Below are 22540 nucleotides of genomic sequence, written 5' to 3' on the forward strand. Positions count from 1 at the left end.
CAAACGCCAGGCGGCAGCCTGCGCCGGACTGGATCGCTTCCGGCTAGTCTCGAGCTTGCTCTCCTCTATAAGCCGTCGCTTTTGTTGACATTCCCGTTTTGGTCGGCGTGCCGTAGGCGCGATTCGATCGGAGCATCGATCTCACCGACACCTTCTGACCGAGTGACGCAGGGTTATCCGGTGTCGGGGTTCGGGCCGATCAGCAGGTCAGCGGGCAGGCGGGTCGGGATAAGCGCGGATGCGAGATTTCCGTCCGAGTCATCCGAGAGCCTCCGCACGACGTCGCTTGCGGTGCGCGTGACAGTCCGGCCTGGGTGGAGGAACACTGTAGAGCCTGCACGCCGGAGGACCGACCACCACCGAAGTCGGTATCACCCCTGCTGAGGGTCTTTCAACCCAGCCTTGTTCCCCATCTCGCCCCCACTACCGGGCGCATCGACAGACATTTCACCCTCTTGAACAGCTATGATGCGGCGACTCCCCCACTCCCCACAATCTTCGACGAGGAGCAAAAGATTGGTGTCCCGGTTCGGCGACGGATACGGAACCGGTGACTGAAGAACACGGCTCGGCACAGGGCGAGCGGACTGTGGCCGGTGGCCTGCTGCAGGAGCTCGCACCTTGGCATCGAACGGCCATCTCCTACACGCTGTCCCACCAGGCTCGAGGACACTCTCCTTGAGCGGGATACTTAGATTCGGTCGCGCGCGCCCTTCCGCCGACCGATGAGGGGCGCGCGCGGCCCCCCTGAGGGAGACCACCGATACTGTAGGGTCTTCAGGCCGACGGCATTTCGAGATGCGACGACCTGCGGGTTCATCTCGGGTCTCAGGGTATGGCCACCGCGATCTGTCTCAACTTAGTGGCATTTCTTCAGCGGAAAATTTGTCCCACTCGTTGATGAGCGATGGCATGAACCCGTTCGTACGGGGTGCCCCGATTTGCGTAGCTGTACCGATCCGCCTCCGGCGGGCGATACACAGCGCAGGAGGCGGTTTCCGTGGATCTTTACTTCTGGTTCCCAATTCCTGTGGCCCGCTGTCCCCAACTCCCTGGCATGGTGGGACCCCGTCCCTTTCCAGCAATCCAGAGGCGGAAGTCGGCCCCGGATTCGCGGAACCGAGTACTGGGAGGGCTACGGCCCCCCTCCGGGGTGCTGTCGTTTGAGCGTCCGTGAGTCACTGGCATCGATGTCGCCCGAAGGCCGATGCGTCATGTAAAGGCGGCCTCCGCGTGGGCCGACCGTCAGCCCACGCGGATGCCCTCGCCGGCGAGGAACTCGCGGGCACGACCCAGTTGGCGGTCGGTGGAGAAGGCATACCACTGGTCGGCGAGGTTCTCCTGGTGGACGAGGTCGCGGAACCGACCGAACGCGCCCTTACCTTCGATCGCCCGCTCCAGCCTCTCCCGCAGCGCCGCATCATGGCACCGCTCGGCGAAGGCCGCCATGTCGTGCCAACCGTCCCGCGACCCGGTGCGGTCGAACCGGAGCCAACGGTCGGGCTCGGCCTCCACGTCGACGGCGGCGTCCTGTCCGACCATCATCGGGTCGGTGCTGCCCTCGTCATACACATCTCCGGTGCGCAGGTCGACGTAGCCACCGGTCGACATGCCCAGATCCCCCTCCAGTTCGCTACCGAGCATCTCGAGGTCGACCGGCACCACCCGCCCCGTCAGCGGCTCGCCACGCAGACAACCGAGCAGGTCCTCGGCCAGCACCTCGTCACCCGCGCCGCCGCGCCAGGCCAGCCGGTTGATGACCGACACCGCCACCGGCTCGGCCTGCTCCCGTCGCTGTTCCAGCGCCATCGGTAGCCCGGCCCCCACCTGCTGCAGCGCGTCGTCGACGTCACGCCCTGTCACCGCGGCGAGGAAACGCGCGGCATCGGCTGCCGCGATGGCTTCGCGCAGCTCCGACACCTCGAGCGGGGGCACCTGCTCGAGCCCCGGCCACGCGTGCAACAGCATCGGATGCGGCTTGCTCGGTCGGCGCGGTGCTCGGCTGTCCCCGTCGTCGCCATCCCACCGCCGCCCGTACTGGTCCGGGATGCAGCCCCAGCCCCAGTACGGCATCGGAGCCTCAGGGCGGATACCCAACACTTCCAGGGGGTCGACCTTCTCCTTCCCGACCAGACAGCGGTGGGTCCAGTCATCACCCAGGTCGAAGGTGAACTGAAACTCCGCTCCCGGCACCAGGGTCCGAACGACCTTGGCCGACTCGATGTCTACCGTCTCCGTGATCGGCCCACCCATCGACGAAACCATCTCGGCCCCGGTCTCCGCATCGGTGACCACTCGTCCATCGGCAAGGGTGAACATCGACAGGTGCGCCCGGTCCCACCGGGCGAAGGCGTCGTTGACGGCATTCGCGAGGTCCATGAAGGTGTGCGACGGTCCGACCGCGAAGATGCGCCCGGGCCACGGCCATAATTCTTCGCCCCGACCGCCGAGCAGCTCCACCGTCACCGACAACCACGTTCTCGCCATTCCCCGAGCATGGCATGCGGGCCGCGGCGCCGTCCGGCAGCCGCAGACATGCCGTCTCACCCCCTTGGCCAACTGGCCACCGAGTGGCCAACTTTGATGTCCTGTGCCAGCGAATCGTCCTTGAAGCCGACGCCTGGTTCTGGGGTGAGGAATTTTGAGTGGCGAAGGTCTTGGTCAACGCTGCTGTTGGACCGGGGGATCCGGAGGATTTCGCCAGTGGATCTTTGCTTGAACTGGCGTTTCCAGCAGTCGGTTACTCGGGCATCCCAATTGAGCGCAGTGAGGCCGATCGCGCCAGGTGGGTTGCGCTGTTGACGAGAGCGCCCTGGCCGCCAGGGCTTCCCTCGCAGATGAAGTGATCTCAAACGGAGCAAACTGTACTGGCAGAAACACGAGAACGAGCAAGATTCACTGACAAAAGGACGATCAACTGTCACAGGACATTTGATGAGATTTGGCCACGATTTCTGATTCCCTACATCGGTGTAGGGTCTCGCGGCCGATGACATTTCAAGACGCGACGACCTGCTCGTTCATCTTGAGTCTCAGAGTGCGTTTGAAAACCGTCAGGTTCGGGCGAGCCGCCTCGTCATGGTCGCGATCGTCGCGATGTGAACCATGGCCTCGTGGTGGTCGGTTCTGGTTTCGTAGTCTCGCACGCAGCGGCGGTGCTTGTTGATCCACGCGAAAATTCTCTCGACCACCCAAACGCGGGGTCGGACGTGGAAACCGGTGGCGCCGGGGATGCGTTTGATGATCTGCATAGGCAGGGCGAGAACGTCTTTCGCCCAGACGGGCAGCCGTCCGGGATAACCGCCGTCGGCCCAGACCAGCCGGATGGTGGAGAACCTGCCGCGCAGTGCGGTCAGGAGTCGGTGCGCGGCGTCGCGGTCCTGGATCGAGGCAGCGGTGACGACGACGGCGAGCAGCAGTCCGTTCACATCCACGGCAACGTGTCGCTTGACGCCGTTCGTTCTCTTGCCGCCATCCCAGCCGCGGCTCGATCGGGGCACGGTATCCGCGGCCGGCACCGTCTGCGAGTCGATGATCGCCGCGGTCGGGCACCGGTCCCGCCCCTCACGCACCCGCAGGCGGTCGCGCAGCGCGTCGACGATGCGCTGCCACGCGCCGCTGTGGGACCAGCGGGCGAAGACCGCGTACACCGTCCCGGCTGGCGGGAACTCCATCGGCAGTTGCCGCCACGCGATACCACCGCGCACGATGTACAAGATGGCGTCCACTATCTGACGGCGGCAATGCTTCTCGGGTCTGCCGCCGCGGCCTGCCGTGCTGCCGGGCGCGGGCAACAGCGGTTCGAGGGTCGCCCACTCTGCGTCGGTGACCGACGACGGGTACACCGCGCAACCGTGCCCGCCCGCCGCGTGGGGCGGGCACGACGGGCATGGCGGAATCGGCGATGATGTCATTGTGGGCTCCTGGTGTGGTCGGGGACTTGGTACTCACCGACCCAACCAGGAGCCCTATTTCTTCGATTCTCAGCGAGGCACACGCCCGCGATCGCGAGTTCTCAAACACCCTCTCAGACACCGCAAAAGCAGTGGCCCGTCGAGCCCCCTACTTTGAATGAGATCTCCTCGATCACGTCCGAATATGCCGCATATCGCGCGGACGATAGCCCTGCCGTAGAGATCCGAATTACCGCGGATAACTGAACGGTACTGGGGTTAGCACCGTGTCGGTGCGGGCTCCCCCCTGAATCGTGCCGCGATGAACTCGTACGCCTCCGGGAAACCCACCACCGCGGTGGTCATGTGCTCGGAGATGTCGTACGGCACGAACGTCAGCTTCGCACCGCCCGCGCAGTACCGGTGCGCCACCTCCGCCACCGAATCGAACGGAGTGAGCCCATCGAGGGTGCCGTGCCACATGTACACCGGCGCCGTCGGCACCCCCTCGAAATGCCGGAGACTGTTCTCCCGCAACACCTGCCGCGCCGCCGAACTCGCCATCAGACTCCTCGACGCCGCCAGCTGCCCGGCGTTGCGGAACGCACCGTGGAACAGCAGGAACCGCCGGCACTCGTTGCTCATCCATTTCCGCAACCACAGACCGGTCTCATTGAGTTGCGAGGACACCGGCAACCGGTCCGGGTACTCCCGCTCGAGACCGATCGCCGCCGCGAAGGCCAGCCCGAATCCCGGGTGCGGGCTGAAACCCAGCCCCTCGGCCATCTGCTCGAGGTCCGCCGGCACTCCGCCCTGCACCACCGCCGCCAGCTTCAGCTCCGGCGCATAGGTCGGCGCGAGCGCCGCCGCCCACGCGCTGGCCATTCCCCCACCCGAGTAGCCCGCCAGGGCCACGGGACTGTTCGCCAGCCCCAATTCGGCGACCCGCTGCACCGCACGGACACTGTCCAGGGTGATCATGCCGCCGAGCTTGGCCGCACCGTACGCACCGGTCGGACCGAGGTGATCGGGCACCGAGACCGCCCACCCCCGCTGCAGCCCCAGCAACATCCCCGGCGATTCCTGCATCTCCAGGTTGAACAACGCCCGCGAGGGCGCGCACTTGGTTCCCAACGAGTTGACGATCGCCTGATACGACACCAACGGCGGATTCGCCACACCCCCGGGAAGGAGCACCGTCGTGACCGCCAAAATGGGAGTGCCCGCCGAGTTCGTCGACCGGAACGCGATCTGCCACCCGTCGGAGTTGGCGTACATCCAGGTGTCGATCCGCCGGGTACGCACCACATCGCCCGGCTGCTTGGCGCCGAGATCGGCGGGCGCGAGGTAGAACGGATCCGGGTCGGGCCACGGATACAGCGGTTCCGCGCTCGCCGGCACTGGAACCGCAATGGCGAGGAAGAGGACACCGAGAACCGCCGCCATCAAACCCCGCACACCTCGCCACACCACGTCCTGCTCCCTCTGCGCCCTCTCGTCAGGACACGGTGACTGTATCCGAGCCGGCATGCGCTCCGTTACGTGTTCGGTTCATGGCAACCTCATCCACAGTCCCGTAGCCAACGCCCGGCAAGCATTTCCGCCTCCATGTCGGCACTCACCAGCCGCGCCGCCGTGGCGTCCGCGACCCGTTAGCGTGTGGAGCCGTCGCTGTCAGAAGTTTTCGGTGAGGATCATCTCGAGCACCCCCGTGCCCGCCGGGACCGTGGTGCAGGGCGGTGTCACCGCCTGTGCGGGATCGAGCACACCCATCACCAGTTGCACGGTGTACTCGTCGTAGGGCATCCGGAAATGCCCCGACTGATTGACCGGGCAGAGATCCCCGATCATCAGGTTCGTCGCCGACCCGTCGCGCAACGCAATATTGGTCGCCGGCTGAATCACCTCGTCGAGCCGCGAACCGATCGTCGTGTACCGGGTCCCCGGGACGGTGTCTCCCCCGCTGTTGAGGTCGCGCAGGAACGGTGAGCCCTGGGCTTGCTGCTCCAATGCGGGCGGGACCAATTCCGGGGGGATTGCCCTTCTCGCCCATGCCATGCCGCCGGGGGTCTGCTCGAGGACCGGTACGAGGCCGAACAGGGTGCCCCCATAGGTGGGTGAGGCCAGGCCCACCCACTGATCGACCTCCGCCGCACCACCGAGTCGGTTGACGTAGTAGCGGGCCACCGTCGCTCCCTGCGAGTAGCCGACGATGTCGACCTCGGACGCCGCGGTCGCGGCGCGGACCCGGGCAACGAACCGTGCCAGCTGGCCGGCGCTGACCGTCATGTCCTCAGTTCCGTAGCTCTCGCCGCCGGGCTCGCCGCCGTAGTTCAGCGCGAACACGCAGTACCCCGCCCCGGCCAGCCGCGGACCGAGAGCCGCCCAGTCCGAGTACGCGTTCGAGTCCGTGCCGTGCACCAGCACCACCGGCCTCGGGTGCCCGGCGGTCGGCGTGCAGGTGAAATCGTTGACACCGGACGGAACCGATCCCGGGTGCTGCCGCGCGTACCGGGCGGCATCGGGATGCGCGGCCTGGGCGGGCCCGATCCGGTCCGGGACCTGCCACACCGAACTCACCCCCGGTACATCCGGAACCTCCTCCGCCGCCGCGACCGGTGCCACAAGAATGCTCGCCGCAAAGCCCACACCCACTGCCGCGGCCGTGGCCGCACGCCTCGTCTGTCGATGTGCCCGCATCCCGCCGCTCCTGCCCTACCTCGACGGCCCGAACATTCGTGCCGACTTTGGCGTCCCCACGAATCGATACACGGAGTGAGTCGGAACCCGCGCCCACTCGAGGAGATACAGGTCGCCATGACCACCGAACAGCTGGCCCGCCACACCGTCGACACAGGCAGGATCGCCGCCGACATCGCCAGCCACCCGCCCTGTGACGTCGTCGCGGCAATTTTCCCCCTCGAACCCGGGGACGGGCACGTCGACCTCGACGCCGTCGAGCGGATCCGAGCGGGCGAATTCGACGACTGGACTCTCGCCGCCGCCCGGTCCGGCCTCTTCTCCCCGCGTGAGATCGAGGCCCTGGCACGGTCGTGGCACGCCGACCCCCGGTCGCTGTTCGAGGCGCTCCTCACCGACTCCGACGACATGACCCGCAGGCGCTACGAGATCGTCTGGGACTCGCTCGCCGAGGCCGACTCGCGCGAGTACGCCTGACGGTTCGCCATGACGGTGAACCGCCGGATAGCCAACGCACCCGTCCACCACAATGAGCAACAAAACCGGACGTGAGCAGCATGGGAGGACGGCACCCGATGACGAACTCGACCATTCCAGAGCAGTTGCTGCACGACGTACAGGACCGGACCACCGAGATGCGCCGATGGTTGGACACGGACAACAACAGCGAAACGCTGATGGCGCACCTCCACGACGAGCCGGTCGACGGACAGTGGCTGCGCACCTATCAGCGCCTGGGTCGCGACCTCATGGCGGCGGTCGGAAACGCGCAGGAGCAGTTGCCGCGACGGCGATGAACGCCGAACAGGACGGTGCGCTCGAACGGGTACGGGACACGTGTGCGGTCCTTCGAACCTTCATGCACGCCGCACAGGGGTTTCAGCCTTGGGCTGACCTGACACCTACCGGCAGCTCACCGGCATCAGAGCCCCGACCGGGGCAAGATCGCTCGGGGGGTCCGTTTCACTTCATCGCTCGAACCCCACAGAGAGGTATCCGACGGGGTGGGGTGCCTGCGACACCGCCGGTTGTAGTATGCCGAACACCCAAACAGCTCGGTACGCGCCCGCAGGTTTCGACCAGCTCCGCCCATGAAGCCATTCCCTCTCGAGTCCGTGGAGGAACGAATCGGTGAGGGCATTGTCGTACTCGGGCCCACCCGTCCCACACTCGGGCGGATCCCATGAGCCGCGACAGACATCGGCGAACGCCGCTGCGGTGCATGGAGATCCGCGGACGCCGACCCGGGCGTCACACCCGCGAGTGCAGGTCTGCGGCGAGTTCCGTCACGGTTCCCGTGGCGCAGCTACGGTTGTCGCCGACGCCGCCGGAGGCGCCTCGTTTCGCCCAGCCGACCACATACAGTCCGTCGAGCGATTCGCCCGTCTCGAGCGAGATCACTCGTCCTCGGCGGTTGGGCACGACCCCCCGCTCGTCCACGGGGATGCCGTCTATCTGCTTCGTCGTGAATCCGGTGGCGCATATCGCGGAGTCCGCGAGGAAGGTCCGACCGGTCGTCGTGGTGACGGCGACACCGCCGGCCACTGTCTTCCCGAGATCGGTCACCTCCTGTCCGAAGGACAAAACAATGCGCAGCCTGCCCTCGTCGGTGGCGGTCGGGCCGTCTGCCGCCCAGATATCGGCAGCGGGCAGGGCGGAAATGTCACGTAGCAGCGGGGCGTCTGCACCGGCGCCCGGCGGACGGCCGTAGCGGTCGATCAGCACCTCGGCGTTCTCGAGGTCCAGAAGCTCATAGAACGCCGACGGCGTGAAGGAGGCGCGATCCGGGGTCGATCGCGACAACACCACCACCTCCGTCACCGCTTGCGCCGCGGCACCTCGGTCGCGTGTCTTGGCCATCCATCGGATGACATCGAAGGCGACGTTTCCCGCCCCGATCACGAGGGATCTCGGTCCCAGCGGCCCGCGCGGGCGAAAGCCGTACGCCCCACAGTTCTCGGCCACCAGAATGTCGATGGCCTCATAGATACCCTCGCCGCGATCCACAGTCGTGGGCCCGAGTCTCCGGGGCTGTGAAGCGCCACACGCGAGCACTATGGCGTCGAATCTGTTTCGGAGGTCTTCGACCGAGACATCCACCCCGACTTCTGTGTTGTGCACGATCGTGACGCGATCGTCGTTGAAGGGCACGTCGAAGAGCCGGATCATATCGCGAACGCCGACGTGGTCCCGGGAAACGCCCCGGTGCAGTAGCCCCCGATCTCGCCGTGCTGTTCGAAGACGGTGATGCGTACCGAGGTCGATCGCCGAAGGAGTTCGCGAATGGTGTACATCGCCGCCGGCCCGGATCCAACGACGGCGATCCTCAGCCTGTCGCTCGGCCTGCCCAGCGGTTGCTCGAAGCGAATCCGTCGCGACCGGGGAGCCATCCGAAAAAGTCCAGTGAGCGGTCGCGTCGATAGAAGTGCGATCCGATGCTGTCGATGACGTTGACGAACATCAACGAATGCAGGTTCTCGTCGGCGCATTCGTTGAACAGGAACTTGACGTCCGAGCGGGCGGGGTCCGCACTGTGACTGGCCCGCAGCAATGCCACCTGCAATCCCACCTCCAGCCAGATTCCGACGCCCAAGAACTGCGCGACCTCGCTTCTGGTGAGGCGGACGCGTTCCGACTCTGCCATGGAGTCCCACGTAGCAGTGCCGAAGAGAGGAGACCACTCGGGTGTCATCCCGTGAAATTCGTCGCCGTCCGAATCAGGTTGGCAAACTAGCGGGTCCCGCGGATCGAATGAGAGGCGCTTGGCCGATTCCAAGAGAGTCTCGAATATCGCATCCCTTCCGGAAGTCGTCATCCTTCCTTACTCCTATTTCCTATTCCAATCGAATCGCGAATCGCGAATCGCGAATCGCGAATCGCGAATCGATCAGAGATCTAATGTGTTTATCCGGGGTGCACAAACTCACCCTTGTGCTCTGCCTCGACTGTGTTCCGCCCGGCACGTTAGTCGGTTGCGGCAGCAATCGCAGAACTTGCAGCGTACCTCGCCACCGACTCGACGATCGAGTTGCCGCATCCATTGAATTGATCTTGAACACCTCGGCGTTTTCATGAGAATTCAAGTAACACGCAGTCGTTCCGGAGACCGTTCTCGCCTTGGCAATTTCGCCAGTCGCCGATTGCCTGTTCGCACAGATGCGCCCTGCCGCGGCGCGACACCCGCAGACAGCGCGGCGGCCGTCACCAGCCGCTCCAGCCGCCAGGTCACACCTCCCGCCGCTCCACCCGCGGCGATCACTTGCCTTTGCGTGGCCGGGCGGGACGACGCACCAGCGGATCGGCCGCGGTGTAGCTGCGAGCCACAGTACCGGTCGAATCATCTTGCCCCACATGGCTATACGCTTCCCGAGCGACACTGTCCGCCCTTCTCGCTTCCCCCTGCACGGCCCGAATGAAACGCCCGAGGATGAGCCGGGTCCGCTCCGGCGTCCCCCGCCCTCATGCACGCCGCCAACATCCAGCCTCATTCGACATCCCTGGTTGTTGAGCCGGCCGAGGACGACTCATCGCTCGGCCGTGAACCGACATTCTGCAGTGCCCGCGAATACCCGATGTCCGTGAGCTCGCCGACCTCCGTCCAGTCTGTCGCGGGGCCACCGGAGACGGCGAATCGGCTCACCGCGGAGCAATCGCTATCAATATCACGATATCCTCGGATAACCACTGTGCCGAAAGCTGATTCGGCGGAGGGCATCGGCGCCAACTCCTCCCAGCGGCCATCACGGCGCTGATGCGCAAGCGGACGACGGACCACCCGCAATCCGATTGCGGATGCGCTATCACGATGGCCGCCCTTATCTGCTGCATCTCTCGGTCAGATCGGGCATCCGGTCCGTGCACCATCGTCATGGACGCAACCCCGTTGCCAGCCGCACCTCCCCAGAGCGAGGGTGCGGCCGGCACGATGCCGGTAAGGGGATTCCGTCTGCCGTCGATCAACGTGCAGCACGGACAAATTGGCCGGCCATGCGCGCCCAGAAGTGGCGAGGAACAGCTGGGCGGGGTGTCAGAACCGGTGTCCGCGATCGGGGTCACGAGACCGGTGCGCATCGAACGGCACGAACCAGGCGGCCGGATCCACCACCACACCGTCGGCGGTCGGGGCACCGTCGGGCGGGGTCGGCACTTCACGGTCTCCGCACAACACATCCGTCGGCCCGCTCCAGTCGCCGTCCCGCCAGTGCACCGGGAGATCGGCCACCACCATGTCCAGGTCACCGGCCGCGGCGTGCTCGGCCGCGGCGGCCAGCACCAGATGCAACGCCACCACCTCCGCGGGGCAGGTCGGCTCCGGATCGCGGCCGGTGGCGATGTCGGCGGCCAGGTCATCGAACGCGCGGGACATCTGCCGCCGCCACCCGGTGTCCTGACCCCACGTCACCGAGGGCAGTGTCGCCAGCAGCGACCCCTGCTCCGCCGACTCGATCACCCGACCCGCCAACGCATCCGCATCGCCATACACCGTCGCCGCGAACGTGGTGGCAATGACCGCGACCATCCGGGCCTGACGCGACGTCAGCCCCGGATCCAGGTCGTTCCCGCTGCCGGGCAGGGGGAACGGAATCACGTTCCGCACTCAGGCCCCCTCGACGCCAGCATTCACCACGGTGCCGCATGGCCGGCGCAGATGCCGGCGGCGGTCCCGTTCGGTCATCTCACCCCAGATCCCGTAACTCTCCCCCATCGCCAGGGCGTGCTCGCGGCACTCCGCCAGTACCGGCCACCCCTCACAGATCTGCTGGGCCGCCGCCTCGCGGCGGGCCCGGGCACCGAGACGTTTCGGAATCCGGAGCGAAGAACACCGACGCCTCCACATCGCGGCACCGCGCCCACTCACGCCACACCCGTGAGGTGCCCCAGCCGACGGTGACGACAACGATGCCGGCGGCACACCGAACTCCCTTCGTCGAACAGCGGGACCCGCGACCATCAATCCTGCACATCCCGCAGCTGGTCGTCGCCCCCGGTACCCGGGGGCGATACCCCGGGTACCCGACAGCTTCACATAACAAACCGGTCGCCCTCATTGTGCACGAATCGGCCATCTCCCGCGCAGTACGCCCTCCACAGTCTCATCATTTGAGAGGGTCGGCGACGACTCGCACCCGACGATCAAACTGTGCGAACGTGACGATGCAGGGTTCCGACCCGCCGCACTCGTTACCGCGACCGGATATCCGAAAAGCAATGCACCGCAACCGGGCCGGTCTGCTGAGGTCTCCTGCCCTCGACCACGCGCATGATGCAAGTGGGAACCCGATGGCCGTCATCTGCCCTCGACACCGCTCGGGCGTGGATTGGGGAGGCAGGTGTGCGACTGCCACGGAATCTGGCGACCTCACCGCGTCGGCCGGTGGGCATCACCGGTGGCAACAGCAACATCCACATTTCGTCGACTCTCCGCTCGAGGTCGGTGCGGCGGGTCTGAAGCTGCCATGCCGCAACTGCACTCCGAGGAACACACAGACCACGAACCGGGTCAGGGGCGCCGGACCGGAATGGCGTGCGAGCTCCCTGATCGATCGGTCGCGGACCAGCTCCCGACAGGTGGTGATCCCGCCCAAACCGGGATCGGCGCCGCGGGTTCGCCGCTGTCGGAGATGAATACGAGGGCGATCCGGATCCCGGCCCGCACCAAACGGCTACCCACAATCAGCCGGGTATCCGTGGCAGCGCACCACCATCTGCTCGACCGCGCCCACCGGTTCGGCCCGCACGGCCCCGACCACAGCGATCGTCGAGTCGTGCTGTTTGTCACAATGGACCGGGCCAGTTCTTCTTTCGTCGAGTAGTGGAAGTGCATTTCGCCGGTGAGCGGAGTACCGCTGCACCATCGCTCGGCGGCCTATTTGTGGCCGACGACGATCGACGATTGCGTGCGGTGGTGGCACTGCCTCGGTGCCGAGCACGAGGGTCCTCCTGCGGATGTCATCGTGCGGTGTCTGCGATGAATCGTGCGACCTGCGGCGGCAGTCTGCGGCTCTCCTCACCGGTCGGGGACTCGAGCGGCAGCAGGCCCAACTGCTCGAGACGCGGGATGAGCTCACGTGGCACCGGCCCGTCGGGGTCGGCACGCAGTCGGTCCTGTTGCTCTGCGGTCAGAAGTCGCCAGCGCTGTTCGAGGTCCACGGTCATGGCGATGATGCTACCGTCGGCGCACCCAACGCACGGACCGGAAGCGGCACCACCTACCGCCGACCGCCCCCTGCCCCGCCGGCCAATCGCGAGTCGCAATGTGTACCGGCCGACGGGGTCAAGGCCGCCCGAGTTTGGGAGCGAGCGGCCCTGACCACAATACGGCGGCAGGCCTTCACAGTCCCAGGCTTACCCACTCGCATCGGTGCGAGCACGGAGCGCCAGCGGACAGGAACTACTCCCGCGGCGTGGTGTGATGGGTTCCCAGCAGTCGATTGTCTCGCCGACGAACCTGCCCAGGGTCCGGTCGCCGATGTGACGCGGACACTGGAAGCGGGCCACCCAGCCAGCGCCGGCAGGAGATGCGCACCGATGAACCGGGGGAGACCGCGGTCCGATGGATCGACCGCTTCCAGCAACGCCACGAGCTCCCGTGAATTGGTGATGCGCAGGGCCCATGGCCACTCCTCGTGGGTCGATTCGTCGCCGAACTGGTCGGGCATGTCGGTATCTCGAGGGGGTCGCTGCCGACACCGCCTCCACCGCAGTCCACCGGCTGCGCCGACTCGGGGCACCCGACCCCACCCCAGCGCAGCGAACCGCGTCCGAGCACTCATCGATCAAGATCCGTGTGCCCGCGGGGCCGTATCCGTCGCAACCCGCGGCCGCCCACCCAGACGGTGACCGACAAGCTCGAAGAGCCTCACGGGCGGGGCGTCGGCGTCGCCCCACCGCGGGGCGCACGAGGCGTGAGCGCACCACACCGTGCAACCGTTCGCACGCGGCAGCGGCGCGGGGCGTGCACCCAACCGGTACCGGTGTGGCCGGCGACGGCAACGCATTCCTGCCTGCCGATGTACGGGCCGCCGGTACCACCCAAACCGTCGACCGACGTGCGTGATGTGATTCGGTCCACAGGGCCGGCGACCGACGGCCCCGTCGGCACGGAATGGAGGACCGAGATGACCGAAGTCGACTACATCGACGTGGTCGGGGCGCAGTCCGTGCTCGAGGTGGCCGAAGTGGTCGCGGCGGTGCTCGGCGCCCGGATGGAGATGGGCGGCGAACCCGGACGCATCGTGGTCACCGGAACACCCGACCCCGATCTTCGGGTGGTCATCGGGCTGGCGATCAACGACCGCGGGCTACCCGAAAGGCGGACCAGGCGAATCACGATCACCCACCCCCGCAGTAGCGAAGGGCGCCGCTGGACACGGCATCTCCACCGCGCCCTCACCGAACGCCGCGACTGGACACTCACCTCCGAATGAAGTCCAGGTCCAGATGGGGCCCTCCGGCCGAAGGGGTCAGACGACCGGAGGGTCCGGGCTGTCGCGCGGATCTGCCGTCCGAGGTCTCGCGGCAGCACACCCATCGGATACCCCTACCCGACCGGTTCACTCCTCATACCGGTCCGGCGCACCAACGGCCCAGCCGACCCCACATGCGCTCGCCTCGGCGCTAACCCTGCTTGCGGAGCAGTTCGACCGCGAGCACGCCATGACGATGTCCTATCCTCGCAGTCCCTGCTGTTCGCTTTCGTGGCCACAGCCTGCGCACCGTCCACCGACCAACCCGTGGGGCCGGCCCCGCCGCGGCCGGTTCCCGCGGTCCTGCTCGACGACGTCGGCACCGGAACGGAAGTGAGGCAGTACGGATCACCGCCACGGGTGTGTCGTTCTGGGTGCGGTGGAGGGGCGTGAGCACCCGGGAGAGTTCCGGCGGAACCGCGGACGCGGGCGGGGGCGGGGAGGACACGGTCACCGTGCAGGTGGGTCGGACGGTGAGCTCGACGACCCGCGTACGGAGCACCGAAAAGGCGGTGACGGCGATCTCCGCCGGCTGCGAGATGTGGGCATTGGCGCCGCCGCCGGCGGTCTGACGGTCTCCAGGGTGCACCGGATACTGGTACGGTCCCGGCTGCGCGTGGTGGACCATGAGGAAAGCTGGCGGCGGCGCCGCGGTGACCCACACCCCCGGTGTCCGGATACAGCCCCCGAGGGCCTTACCGACGCCGTATCCGGGCCGGACCGGAATGCACACCGGATCCACTTCCCGACGCTATGCCCCCGGACCCGGGATGCCGTTCCGCAATGCGTCATCAACTACAGCGGGGTGGTACGGCTCGGGGAAGGCGAACAGCGCCTCGCCGGTGACTGGTGGTGGTTCGCGGAATCGACGCCGATCGGTGATGGCACGCGGCGTGCGTGCCCGCCCCACCCACCCACCGGGTTCCTGCGGTCATCCGATGGATTGGGTGGGGCGGCGTGCACTGACCGGTCGGCGGCAGGGTGGGGTCGTCCGGTCGCGCCTCGGCAGCGGGGGCACCATCTCCACCACGGGAGCGGACCTGGTGAGGGCGGCGGTTAACGCCTCGGCGATGGTGCCGAAGCACTGCACCGTATCGATCCCGACGTCGTCGAGGATGTGGCGCAGGGAACCGAGTGCGGTGACGGTCAGCCGGCCGCGTTGCTCGCGGAGCCGGGTCCCGGCGTCGGTGGTGGGTGGACTGCCGGGCTGGTGACTCAACCTGCGCTCTCGAGGTGAATCGGATCCGGCCGGCGACGGAACCCGCTACCGGGGCCGCCGCACCCTCTGACCGGCACACAGGTTGTAGCTACGACACGCAGATGCCTCGAGTCCGGACCGGCACGCATGCCCGTTACCGTCTTCGTGGTCCCGTTCCGCGGGACTGCGGTCGCCATGTTCGGTATGACTTCTTGCCCCTGTCTCTCGAATGATCCGGGGGGTGGTGTCGCCGAACCTGGTGGCGTCGATGGACCGCTGATAGGGACAGGGCCACCGGAAACTGCGGTAGGTCTCCTCGTAACGTGGGTGTCGGGTATCGATGCTGGATCGGCGACCGGACTGGCCGGACGAAGGACTGCTGAATGGACACGAGTTACGCCGTGTTTTGCGGCATCGACGTGGGAAAAGGCGAACACCACGCCGTCGGGCTGGATCCCTCCGGCGGCCGCCTCTATGACAAGGCACTGCCGAACGACGAGACGAAGCTGCGTGCGGTGTTCGACGGCTTGGCCGCGCACAGACCGGTCCTGGTGATCGTCGATCAACTTGGGCACGATCGGCGCCCTGCCGGTCACCGTCGCCCGCGCCTGCGGACACGACGTTGCCTACCTGCCGGGATTGGTCGATGCGCCGCATCGCCGACCTGTACCCCGGGCAGGCGAAAACCGACGCCCGCGACGCATTCATCATCGCCTTTCGCCGCAAGGACCATGCCCCACACCCTGCGCCGCGTCTTTCGCCGGAGACGAGGCGCTGGCCGAACTCGAGGTCCTCGTCGGCTTCGACGACGACCTCGCCGGCGAAGCCACCCGCATCATTGGGCCGGATCCGCGGACTGCTCACTTCCATCCACCCAGCCCTCGAACGGGTCCTCGGTCCCCGCGTTACCCACCCCGCAGTCCTCGAGATCCTCACGCGCTGTGGCGGACCCGCCGGAATCCGACAGGCCGGCAAACGCAAACTCACCACGCTCGCGGTCAAGCACGCACCCCGTATGGGAGCCCGCCTCGCCACCGAGATCCTCACCGCACTGGAAACTCAATCGGTGACGGTGCCCGGCAGCAAGGCCGCCGAGATCGTCCTGCCGAAGCTCGCAGACTCCCTGAAAGAAGTCCTTCTGCAACGGAAAACGATCGGCGAAGACGCCCGTAAGGATGCTCGATGACCACCCTCTTTCCCGCGTCCTGACCTCGATGCCCGGCATCGGTGTCTTCGGCGGCAGCACGGATCCTGCTCGAGGTCGGCGACGGATCCGCGTTCAAGTCCGCCGGACACCTCGCCGCGTACGCGGGCATTGCCCCGGTCACCCACCGATCCGGCTCCTCCATCCGCGGTGAACACCCCGCCCGGTCAGGCAACCGCAAGCTTGGGACGTGCCCTGTTCCTGTCCGCGTTCGCAGCCCTGGGCGACCCGACCAGCCGCGGCTACTACGACCGCAAACGCGCCGAGGGAAAGAAGCACAACGCCGCCCTGATCTGCCTCGCCCGACGCCGATGCGACGTCCTCTACGCCATGCTCAAGAACAAGACCCACTACCAACCCCAGTCACCGCAGCCGCTTGACGAAAACCATAGGGACACCCCCCGGTTGCCTTGCACCGTGTTCCGGTCAGGGCCGCGCCTCCCACTGCATATTTCGGGACCGCGACACCCGCACGAAACCCGCCGCCGCACTGGCGAACACGCACGCCACCGCGATCACCACAAGGCCGATGACCGGCCCGCTGTCTACGCTCCCCATCAAGAACAGCGCCGCCAACGCACAGACCAGCCCAACCACGAACAGACCGACCGGCACGTTCCTCATTCTGTGATTGTCACCGCATCGGAGAGCGCCGTCCAGGGTGGCAGCCACAGCGTCCGGCGGTCCACTGCACTCCTGTGAATCACTAGGCGAGGATCCAGATCGCGGCGACGGCGACGGCGACCGGCGGAATCAGCCACGCGGCGAGGCGGAACGCGAATGCGGGCGAACCCACGATCGCGGCGAGGACGAGCTTGACGACGAGATTGGTTCCGACCGCCGCGGCGGCGGCCACACTGGCCGCCAATCAGCACGGCGGGCAGGGTGTCGCGGGCCCCCGGGTGCTTGCGGGCGATCCGCGCCACCACGGCGGTGGTCGCGGTGGACGACACGAATCCGCCGCCGAACCCCACCACCCCGCAGACCCCACCGCGGACCGAGCAGGCGCGTCGCCACATATCCCGCCCACCCGATCAGGCTCAACAGCAGCACAATCGTTCCGATGGTGGACGGATTCAACGCCCCGAACGGACCGAGATCCCGGTCCGGCAGCAGCGGCAACACCAGGAACGCGATGGCGAGCAGGACACAGAAGTCGGTGATGTCCCGCTCGTCGATCATCCGGTGCGCGAACTCGTGGACGGGATACTTGACGGCGAGCAGGACAAGCACGACCACCCCGAGCGCCACGGCAAGGGAAGCCTCGTGCCAGGCCAGGGCGCCGAGCAGAAAGGTGGTCAGCGCCGCCACCGACGTGGTGGTGCCCACGTCCGGATTCGGTTCGGTATGAGCGCGCACCCAATACCACGCCACAAGCAGCGAAGACACCCCGATGAATCCGATCGCCACGACGATGCCGCCCAGGTGCGCGGCGATCGCCCCGGCCAGCGCAATGAGCGGGAACGTCCGGGCGCCCGGCGGTTCGACGGGTCCCGACCCCACTCCCACCGCCTCGGCCCCGACGTTGTGTTCGCGTTCGATACCGACACCGAGACCGATCAACACGGCGGTGGCATATCCGAACAGGTGCAACTCGGTCACATCCACGGTGCCCTCACCGATTTCACCGTCGCTCACCCTTCCCTCCCCGTGAGCACCGTTCGGATCACGAGCGGATCATGAGATGGAACTTTCGGTGATGCACCGTGCCGCGGGACCCTCGCCTCAGTGCCGGCGGGAGCTGACCTCGGGCTCGTTCTTCGCGCCACGATCACGCCGAACGCCCGCCAGCCCGACCCGGTCTACGGACCCAAGACATGACCGACTGTGCTCACGTCCCGGGCCGTCGCCCCCGCGCGGCCACCTGACGCACCGCCGCCGCGACCGCCGGCGCGACGGTGGCGTCGAAGACGCTCGGCACGATGTACGTGGCATTGAGCTCGGACGGCGACACCCTGTCGGCGATCGCCCCGGCCGCGGCGATCAACATCTCGTCGGTGATGTCGACCGCGTGCGCGTCGAGCAGACCACGGAACACCCCCGGGAAGGCGAGGACGTTGTTGATCTGATTGGGGAAATCCGACCGCCCCGTGGCCACCACGGTGGCATGTTCGCCGGCGGCAACCGGATCGACCTCCGGGACCGGATTGGCCAGCGCGAACACGATCGACTCGTCGGCCATCGCCGCGATGTCATCGCCCGTGACAATGTTCGGCGCCGAGACCCCGATGAACACGTCCGCCCCGACCAACGCGTCCCGCAGAGATCCCGTCCGACCCTCCGGATTGGTGTGCTCGACGATCCAGGTACGAAACTCGTCGGCGGTGTCGTCCGGGGACACGATCCCCCGACGCCCGCAGCCGATGACGTTCGTCGCACCTTGGGCGACGAGCAACCGGATGACAGCGTGCCCGGCGGCGCCGACGCCGGACACCACGATCCGAGCCCGGCCGAGCGACTTGCCGACCACGCGCAGCGCGTTGGTCAGGGCGGCCAAGACCACGATCGCGGTCCCGTGCTGGTCGTCGTGGAACACCGGAATATCGAGGATACCGCGGAGCCGAGCCTCGATCTCGAAACACCGAGGGGCGGAAATATCTTCAAGGTTGATCCCGCCGTACACCGGCGCCAGGGCCCGGACGATCTCGACGATGCCATCCGGGTCCTGGGTGTCCAGGCAGACCGGCCAGGCGTCGACACCGCCGAACCGTTTGAACAGTGCCGCCTTGCCCTCCATCACCGGGATCGACGCCGCGGCACCGATGTTGCCCAGACCCAGGACCGCGGAGCCGTCGGTGACCACGGCGACGGTGTTGCGTTTGATCGTCAGGCGGCGCACGTCCTCGGGGTGTTCAGCGATGGCGGTACACACCCGGGCGACGCCGGGGGTGTAGGCGCGGGAGAGGTCATCGCGGTGCGTGAGCGGAACCGTGGGGACCACCTCGAGCTTGCCGCCCAAATGCAGAAGGAAGGTGCGGTCGCTGACCTTGCCGACGATCACCCCGGGAACCTCGGCGATCGCGGTAGAGATCTGGTCGGCGTGCGCGACGTCCGAGGCGTCGCAGGTGAGGTCGATGACCATGTGGTCGGGATGGCTCTCGACGACATCGAGCGCCGTCATGGCACCTTTCACCGATGCGATCGCCGCCGCCAACGTCGACGTGGTGCCAGCGCCGACCGGTGCATGGACGCGGACGGTGATCGAATAACCGGGACTGGGACTGGGCATGTGAAGCTCCTCATCGAGTGACGAGCAGCAGGTGCCAACAGGCGGCGTGACCCGATCGGCACGCACCGACGGCATCCGCAGCACCTTCAGTCTGCGCGGCCAGCACCGATCCGGACAAGAGGACACCCATCGCCCCGTTCGGCGGGGATCGTTCCACGGAACGCCCGAGCGGCGGCAAGTAGGCACCGCGCGAAACCCGACTTGCATCCACCAACCTCGCAAGTTCGGCAGACTCCGGGCGGGGAACGCCCCCGCGTCGCCGGGCCCGCGGAGCAGGATGAAAGACACCCACCGGCGACCAGCCACCCGGCGCAAACATATCGAGAACACCGCCGCTGCCAAGCCGCAACACCGCGAGTGACCAACCGGAAGGAGCAGGAGCGGTCATGACGGCACACAAGAATCCACCGGTCGCGCCCACCACCGATCACGAACGAATCCGCTGTTGGATCCAGCACCATCACGGGGCGCCCGCAACGACCACCCGGCTCCCGGCCCGCCCCGCGTCGGCGACGACTACGCTGCGCGTCGACTTCGCCGGTCTGCGCCCGGGGTCCGGTCTCGAGCACATTTCCTGGAAGCAATGGTTCGCCCTGTTCGACGCGCAGGCCCTCGCGTTCCGGTTCCCCGACGCCGAGGACAGTCTCGCGTTCGAGCTGATACCACGCACCACCGGAAGACCAGCTGGGCGGCACCAGACCACACCCAGACCGCCACCGGAATGATTATCGAGAAACAGATGGCAGGGGGAACGACGCCGATTTCGTCGAGTCGGGCCCGCCCCCCGGCAACGAAGGTGGTTCGAATCGCCGCACACCCGGCACCGCTCAATGTTGCCCTCTGCAACGTTTCTCTCCGCAACGGCGACTCGAGTCATACGATCAGCCGATGCTGGGACAGGCCACCCTTCCCAAGGCTGTTGCCTACTTCCGTACTTCCGCACTCCTCGTTCCCTCGACCTCGAGCTCGTCACCGTCGCGGAAGACCAGCTGTCCTTCGTCGAGGAGTACCGCCCAGCGGCGCGGATGCGCCCAATCACGCCCGTACGACCGACTCGCAGAGTCGATCATCTCGCGGTGATCTTCGAGATCACCCCGCTCTTCTGCGGCCATTGATCCGTGGCGGGCGTCGGATCGGGCGAATGGTGTGTCATCACCCGAGCGCCCACCGACCACGCGGGCCATACAGCTGTCTTCTTCTGGGGCTCCATCGGCCCATGGTCGCGCATCGCGCCGTCGACGCCACACGTTCCACCGTTCGACGGTGATTGGTTACCGCGAGTTAACCGTCCCCCGGAAACCCGCCGCGGCGTCCTCCCCGCGCGGCGCCCGCGCGGCGACGCCGAAACCACCCCCCATGCTCGCCGAGACCGCCGAATTCGCCAACCGCAGCAACGAGCCACTGACCCAACAGAAGCCAGGACCCGATGCCGACCCGCCCCATGCCACCGATCTGCAGTGGCACTCACTCGCCCTCCGGATTCTCGAGTGGGAAGGCGTCGACAACCCGAAATCGGGGCTGAGCGAGCGGAGCACCGAACGTGCCGCCGCGGCCACCGGGATCGACCACCGAATCAGCTCGAACCCCACCCAGAACACCGCCACCGCCCCCGAGGACGTCGACCTGCCCCAGATCGAACACCCCCGCGCGGCGCCGTACGCTGCCTCGCCCGCAGCTGACCCCTTGGGTGAATCGCGGACTCGCGGACTCGCGGGCGTCCGGTGGTCGGTGCGGGTGACCGGACCTCGCTGGGGCATCTCATTCAGCGCCCGGCCGCCGGTGGCGCGGCGCCGATGTGTTCGGGGACCAGGACAACCGGACGGCGGCCGTGGTGGATCAGATGCGAGGACACCGACTCCCCCAACGCCCGCTCAAGGACGGACACCAGCCCTCCCCGCGAACTGCCGATGATGATCATCAGGGCGTCATTGGCGTCGGCGATCGACGCCAACAGGTGCGCCGGGTTGCCCTCGTGGGAGTAGTAGCTCCAGTTCCCGGGTAGTGCTGCGAGCATGGTGCACGCCTCCTTCCGTTCCCGCTCGACCGTCTCGACGATGCGCCGTTCCCAATCGTCGCGGTCCGGTTCGACCGGAAAATCGTCGAGGTCGACGACGTGGGCGAAATGCAGATACGCGTGGAGCGGGACCGCGAGGCCCACGGCGAAGGACAGCGCCTGATGGCTGGCGGGATACCGGTCGAACCCCATCACCAGATGGCACACCGGCTCGGTTGCGCCCGCGGGCCCGTCCACCCTCACCGGTTTCCGCCAGTCCCGCACGCCGTCCCGGTCGGGGGGCTTCTTTCTGATCATCCGTTCTCCTCCTCGCAACCGGCGGCCATGGGAGGCCGGCCGCTCCTGTCACCGATGGTCTCACTGCCGCGGCGCCCAGCGCGCTCGTGAACACCGGCGGGGGTACCGCCGGTGTTCACTCGGCGGACGGTTTCGACTCCCATGGTGCTGAAGGTGGTATACCCCAACAGCACCCTGCACCCACGATCAGCGGGATCACCGCGGAACGCCCGTGCACACACGAGCCGGTCACGAAACCCAACCAAGGCGCCACCCGGTCAGGAGCGGCCCTCGCCCACGGGACCCACGAGCACCCCGGTGAACGATCATCGCGTCGAGGATCCGGGGGCACTAACGGCAATGCCTGGCATTTCGATGTCATCGAGGAGACGCCAGGCGCGCCGGCAGCGATACCGGCCGTGGTGGCAACCAGGCAGGCCAGTGTGGCGACCAGGCGGGCAAGACCGACGGCGCACACGCTACTGAGGCTGCACCCTTTGAGTGGACACCCCGGACAATGGTTCTAGGAGAGCCAGGAGGGATGTCGAGGTGGGACGCCA

General features: G+C 67.1%; 20 protein-coding genes and 2 pseudogenes. 6 read left to right on the plus strand and 16 right to left on the minus strand.

The genetic code is table 11. From position 1 onward, the window contains the following. Positions 1–1245 precede the first annotated feature (1245 nt). The 4 genes from MLGJGCBP_RS37930 to MLGJGCBP_RS37945 form a co-directional block, all read right to left on the minus strand. Complete coding sequence (locus tag MLGJGCBP_RS37930; RefSeq protein ID WP_160102350.1) at positions 1246–2487, minus strand: UPF0158 family protein; 1242 nt, start codon at positions 2485–2487, stop codon at positions 1246–1248. Positions 2488–3053: 566 nt separating this feature from the next. Further along, positions 3054–3914 (minus strand): IS5 family transposase, encoded by an 861-nt coding sequence (locus tag MLGJGCBP_RS37935; RefSeq protein WP_236581600.1) that lies wholly within the window; start codon positions 3912–3914, stop codon positions 3054–3056. A 258-nt stretch (positions 3915–4172) separates the two neighbouring features. Next, positions 4173–5339 (minus strand): alpha/beta fold hydrolase, encoded by a 1167-nt coding sequence (locus MLGJGCBP_RS37940; protein ID WP_007297241.1) that lies wholly within the window; start codon positions 5337–5339, stop codon positions 4173–4175. Between the two features lie 228 nt (positions 5340–5567). Continuing rightward, on the minus strand, positions 5568–6593 hold the full coding sequence (locus tag MLGJGCBP_RS37945; RefSeq protein WP_039951187.1) for an esterase/lipase family protein: 1026 nt from the start codon (positions 6591–6593) through the stop codon (positions 5568–5570). Positions 6594–6710: 117 nt separating this feature from the next. Here MLGJGCBP_RS37945 and MLGJGCBP_RS37950 point away from each other — a divergent pair, with 117 nt between their 5' ends. Together MLGJGCBP_RS37950 and MLGJGCBP_RS37955 are read left to right on the plus strand one after the other, a co-directional pair. After that, the gene (locus tag MLGJGCBP_RS37950) at positions 6711–7070 is read left to right on the plus strand and encodes a hypothetical protein (RefSeq protein WP_007297243.1); all 360 of its coding nucleotides are present in this window, start codon (positions 6711–6713) and stop codon (positions 7068–7070) included. 71 nt (positions 7071–7141) lie between these two features. Continuing rightward, complete coding sequence (locus MLGJGCBP_RS37955) at positions 7142–7390, plus strand: hypothetical protein (RefSeq protein WP_039951188.1); 249 nt, start codon at positions 7142–7144, stop codon at positions 7388–7390. 454 nt (positions 7391–7844) lie between these two features. Here MLGJGCBP_RS37955 and MLGJGCBP_RS37960 read toward each other — a convergent pair. From MLGJGCBP_RS37960 to MLGJGCBP_RS37980, 5 genes and pseudogenes are all read right to left on the minus strand, one after another. Further along, positions 7845–8977: pseudogene (locus MLGJGCBP_RS37960) on the minus strand (FAD-dependent oxidoreductase); the annotation flags it as partial. Beyond that, positions 8920–9408: a diiron oxygenase gene (locus MLGJGCBP_RS37965; RefSeq protein WP_236581601.1), complete on the minus strand. Its 489-nt coding sequence runs from the start codon at positions 9406–9408 to the stop codon at positions 8920–8922. The gene MLGJGCBP_RS37965 and the pseudogene MLGJGCBP_RS37960, both read right to left, overlap by 58 nt. A 1212-nt stretch (positions 9409–10620) precedes the next feature. After that, complete coding sequence (locus MLGJGCBP_RS37970; protein WP_007297248.1) at positions 10621–11190, minus strand: hypothetical protein; 570 nt, start codon at positions 11188–11190, stop codon at positions 10621–10623. Beyond that, complete coding sequence (locus MLGJGCBP_RS37975) at positions 11191–11430, minus strand: WhiB family transcriptional regulator (RefSeq protein ID WP_007297249.1); 240 nt, start codon at positions 11428–11430, stop codon at positions 11191–11193. A 1112-nt stretch (positions 11431–12542) separates the two neighbouring features. Next, a complete protein-coding gene (locus MLGJGCBP_RS37980; RefSeq protein ID WP_007297251.1) occupies positions 12543–12749 on the minus strand; it encodes a hypothetical protein in 207 nt (68 codons plus the stop codon). 962 nt (positions 12750–13711) lie between these two features. Between MLGJGCBP_RS37980 and MLGJGCBP_RS37985 the strand changes: the two genes are divergently transcribed. Both MLGJGCBP_RS37985 and MLGJGCBP_RS37990 read left to right on the plus strand, forming a co-directional pair. Further along, positions 13712–14020 (plus strand): hypothetical protein, encoded by a 309-nt coding sequence (locus MLGJGCBP_RS37985; RefSeq protein WP_039951199.1) that lies wholly within the window; start codon positions 13712–13714, stop codon positions 14018–14020. A gap of 428 nt (positions 14021–14448) precedes the next feature. After that, positions 14449–14631, plus strand: a complete 183-nt coding sequence (locus MLGJGCBP_RS37990; protein ID WP_007297253.1) for a hypothetical protein — start codon at positions 14449–14451, stop codon at positions 14629–14631. A 359-nt stretch (positions 14632–14990) separates the two neighbouring features. Here MLGJGCBP_RS37990 and MLGJGCBP_RS37995 read toward each other — a convergent pair whose 3' ends face one another. Beyond that, on the minus strand, positions 14991–15278 hold the full coding sequence (locus MLGJGCBP_RS37995) for a hypothetical protein (protein ID WP_007297254.1): 288 nt from the start codon (positions 15276–15278) through the stop codon (positions 14991–14993). Positions 15279–15640: 362 nt separating this feature from the next. On the opposite strand from MLGJGCBP_RS37995, the pseudogene MLGJGCBP_RS38000 reads away from it, so the two are divergent. After that, positions 15641–16830, plus strand: a pseudogene (locus MLGJGCBP_RS38000) (IS110 family transposase); the annotation flags it as partial. Between the two features lie 57 nt (positions 16831–16887). Here MLGJGCBP_RS38000 and MLGJGCBP_RS50820 read toward each other — a convergent pair. The 3 genes from MLGJGCBP_RS50820 to MLGJGCBP_RS38010 all read right to left on the minus strand — a co-directional run bounded on the left by MLGJGCBP_RS50820 (position 16888) and on the right by MLGJGCBP_RS38010 (position 19690). Continuing rightward, a complete protein-coding gene (locus tag MLGJGCBP_RS50820; RefSeq protein ID WP_007297255.1) occupies positions 16888–17085 on the minus strand; it encodes a hypothetical protein in 198 nt (65 codons plus the stop codon). 129 nt (positions 17086–17214) lie between these two features. After that, positions 17215–18099, minus strand: a complete 885-nt coding sequence (locus MLGJGCBP_RS38005) for an MgtC/SapB family protein (RefSeq protein WP_007297256.1) — start codon at positions 18097–18099, stop codon at positions 17215–17217. Positions 18100–18292: 193 nt separating this feature from the next. Continuing rightward, positions 18293–19690 (minus strand): NAD-dependent malic enzyme, encoded by a 1398-nt coding sequence (locus MLGJGCBP_RS38010; RefSeq protein ID WP_007297257.1) that lies wholly within the window; start codon positions 19688–19690, stop codon positions 18293–18295. A 386-nt stretch (positions 19691–20076) separates the two neighbouring features. On the opposite strand from MLGJGCBP_RS38010, the gene MLGJGCBP_RS38015 reads away from it, so the two are divergent. Then, entirely contained in the window at positions 20077–20415 is a 339-nt protein-coding gene (locus tag MLGJGCBP_RS38015) for a hypothetical protein (RefSeq protein WP_007297258.1), read from the plus strand. Between the two features lie 198 nt (positions 20416–20613). Here the strand turns inward: MLGJGCBP_RS38015 and MLGJGCBP_RS38020 are convergent, their stop codons facing one another. From MLGJGCBP_RS38020 to MLGJGCBP_RS38030, 3 genes are all read right to left on the minus strand, one after another. Beyond that, entirely contained in the window at positions 20614–20802 is a 189-nt protein-coding gene (locus tag MLGJGCBP_RS38020; RefSeq protein ID WP_236581602.1) for a hypothetical protein, read from the minus strand. Positions 20803–21154: 352 nt separating this feature from the next. Next, positions 21155–21331 carry a hypothetical protein gene (locus tag MLGJGCBP_RS38025; protein WP_160102352.1) on the minus strand — a complete coding sequence of 59 codons (177 nt, stop codon included), beginning with the start codon at positions 21329–21331 and terminating at the stop codon, positions 21155–21157. Positions 21332–21452: 121 nt separating this feature from the next. After that, complete coding sequence (locus MLGJGCBP_RS38030; RefSeq protein WP_007297260.1) at positions 21453–22001, minus strand: universal stress protein; 549 nt, start codon at positions 21999–22001, stop codon at positions 21453–21455. Positions 22002–22540 lie beyond the last annotated feature (539 nt).

It is taken from the genome of Rhodococcus sp. T7, from assembly GCF_009872365.1.
Classification (GTDB): domain Bacteria; phylum Actinomycetota; class Actinomycetes; order Mycobacteriales; family Mycobacteriaceae; genus Rhodococcus_F.

Coding starts and splice junctions, on each gene's coding strand:
- MLGJGCBP_RS37985 (WP_039951199.1), top strand. CDS start 13,712: ATGACCGAAGTCGACTACATCGACGTGGTCGGGGCGCAGTCCGTGCTC.
- MLGJGCBP_RS38030 (WP_007297260.1), bottom strand. CDS start 22,001: ATGATCAGAAAGAAGCCCCCCGACCGGGACGGCGTGCGGGACTGGCGG.
- MLGJGCBP_RS37975 (WP_007297249.1), bottom strand. CDS start 11,430: ATGTGGAGGCGTCGGTGTTCTTCGCTCCGGATTCCGAAACGTCTCGGT.
- MLGJGCBP_RS37965 (WP_236581601.1), bottom strand. CDS start 9,408: ATGACGACTTCCGGAAGGGATGCGATATTCGAGACTCTCTTGGAATCG.
- MLGJGCBP_RS37980 (WP_007297251.1), bottom strand. CDS start 12,749: ATGACCGTGGACCTCGAACAGCGCTGGCGACTTCTGACCGCAGAGCAA.
- MLGJGCBP_RS37930 (WP_160102350.1), bottom strand. CDS start 2,487: ATGGCGAGAACGTGGTTGTCGGTGACGGTGGAGCTGCTCGGCGGTCGG.
- MLGJGCBP_RS37945 (WP_039951187.1), bottom strand. CDS start 6,593: ATGCGGGCACATCGACAGACGAGGCGTGCGGCCACGGCCGCGGCAGTG.
- MLGJGCBP_RS38020 (WP_236581602.1), bottom strand. CDS start 20,802: ATGGCCGCAGAAGAGCGGGGTGATCTCGAAGATCACCGCGAGATGATC.
- MLGJGCBP_RS38015 (WP_007297258.1), top strand. CDS start 20,077: ATGACGGCACACAAGAATCCACCGGTCGCGCCCACCACCGATCACGAA.
- MLGJGCBP_RS37950 (WP_007297243.1), top strand. CDS start 6,711: ATGACCACCGAACAGCTGGCCCGCCACACCGTCGACACAGGCAGGATC.
- MLGJGCBP_RS50820 (WP_007297255.1), bottom strand. CDS start 17,085: ATGAGGAACGTGCCGGTCGGTCTGTTCGTGGTTGGGCTGGTCTGTGCG.
- MLGJGCBP_RS38010 (WP_007297257.1), bottom strand. CDS start 19,690: ATGCCCAGTCCCAGTCCCGGTTATTCGATCACCGTCCGCGTCCATGCA.
- MLGJGCBP_RS37935 (WP_236581600.1), bottom strand. CDS start 3,914: ATGACATCATCGCCGATTCCGCCATGCCCGTCGTGCCCGCCCCACGCG.
- MLGJGCBP_RS37940 (WP_007297241.1), bottom strand. CDS start 5,339: ATGGCGGCGGTTCTCGGTGTCCTCTTCCTCGCCATTGCGGTTCCAGTG.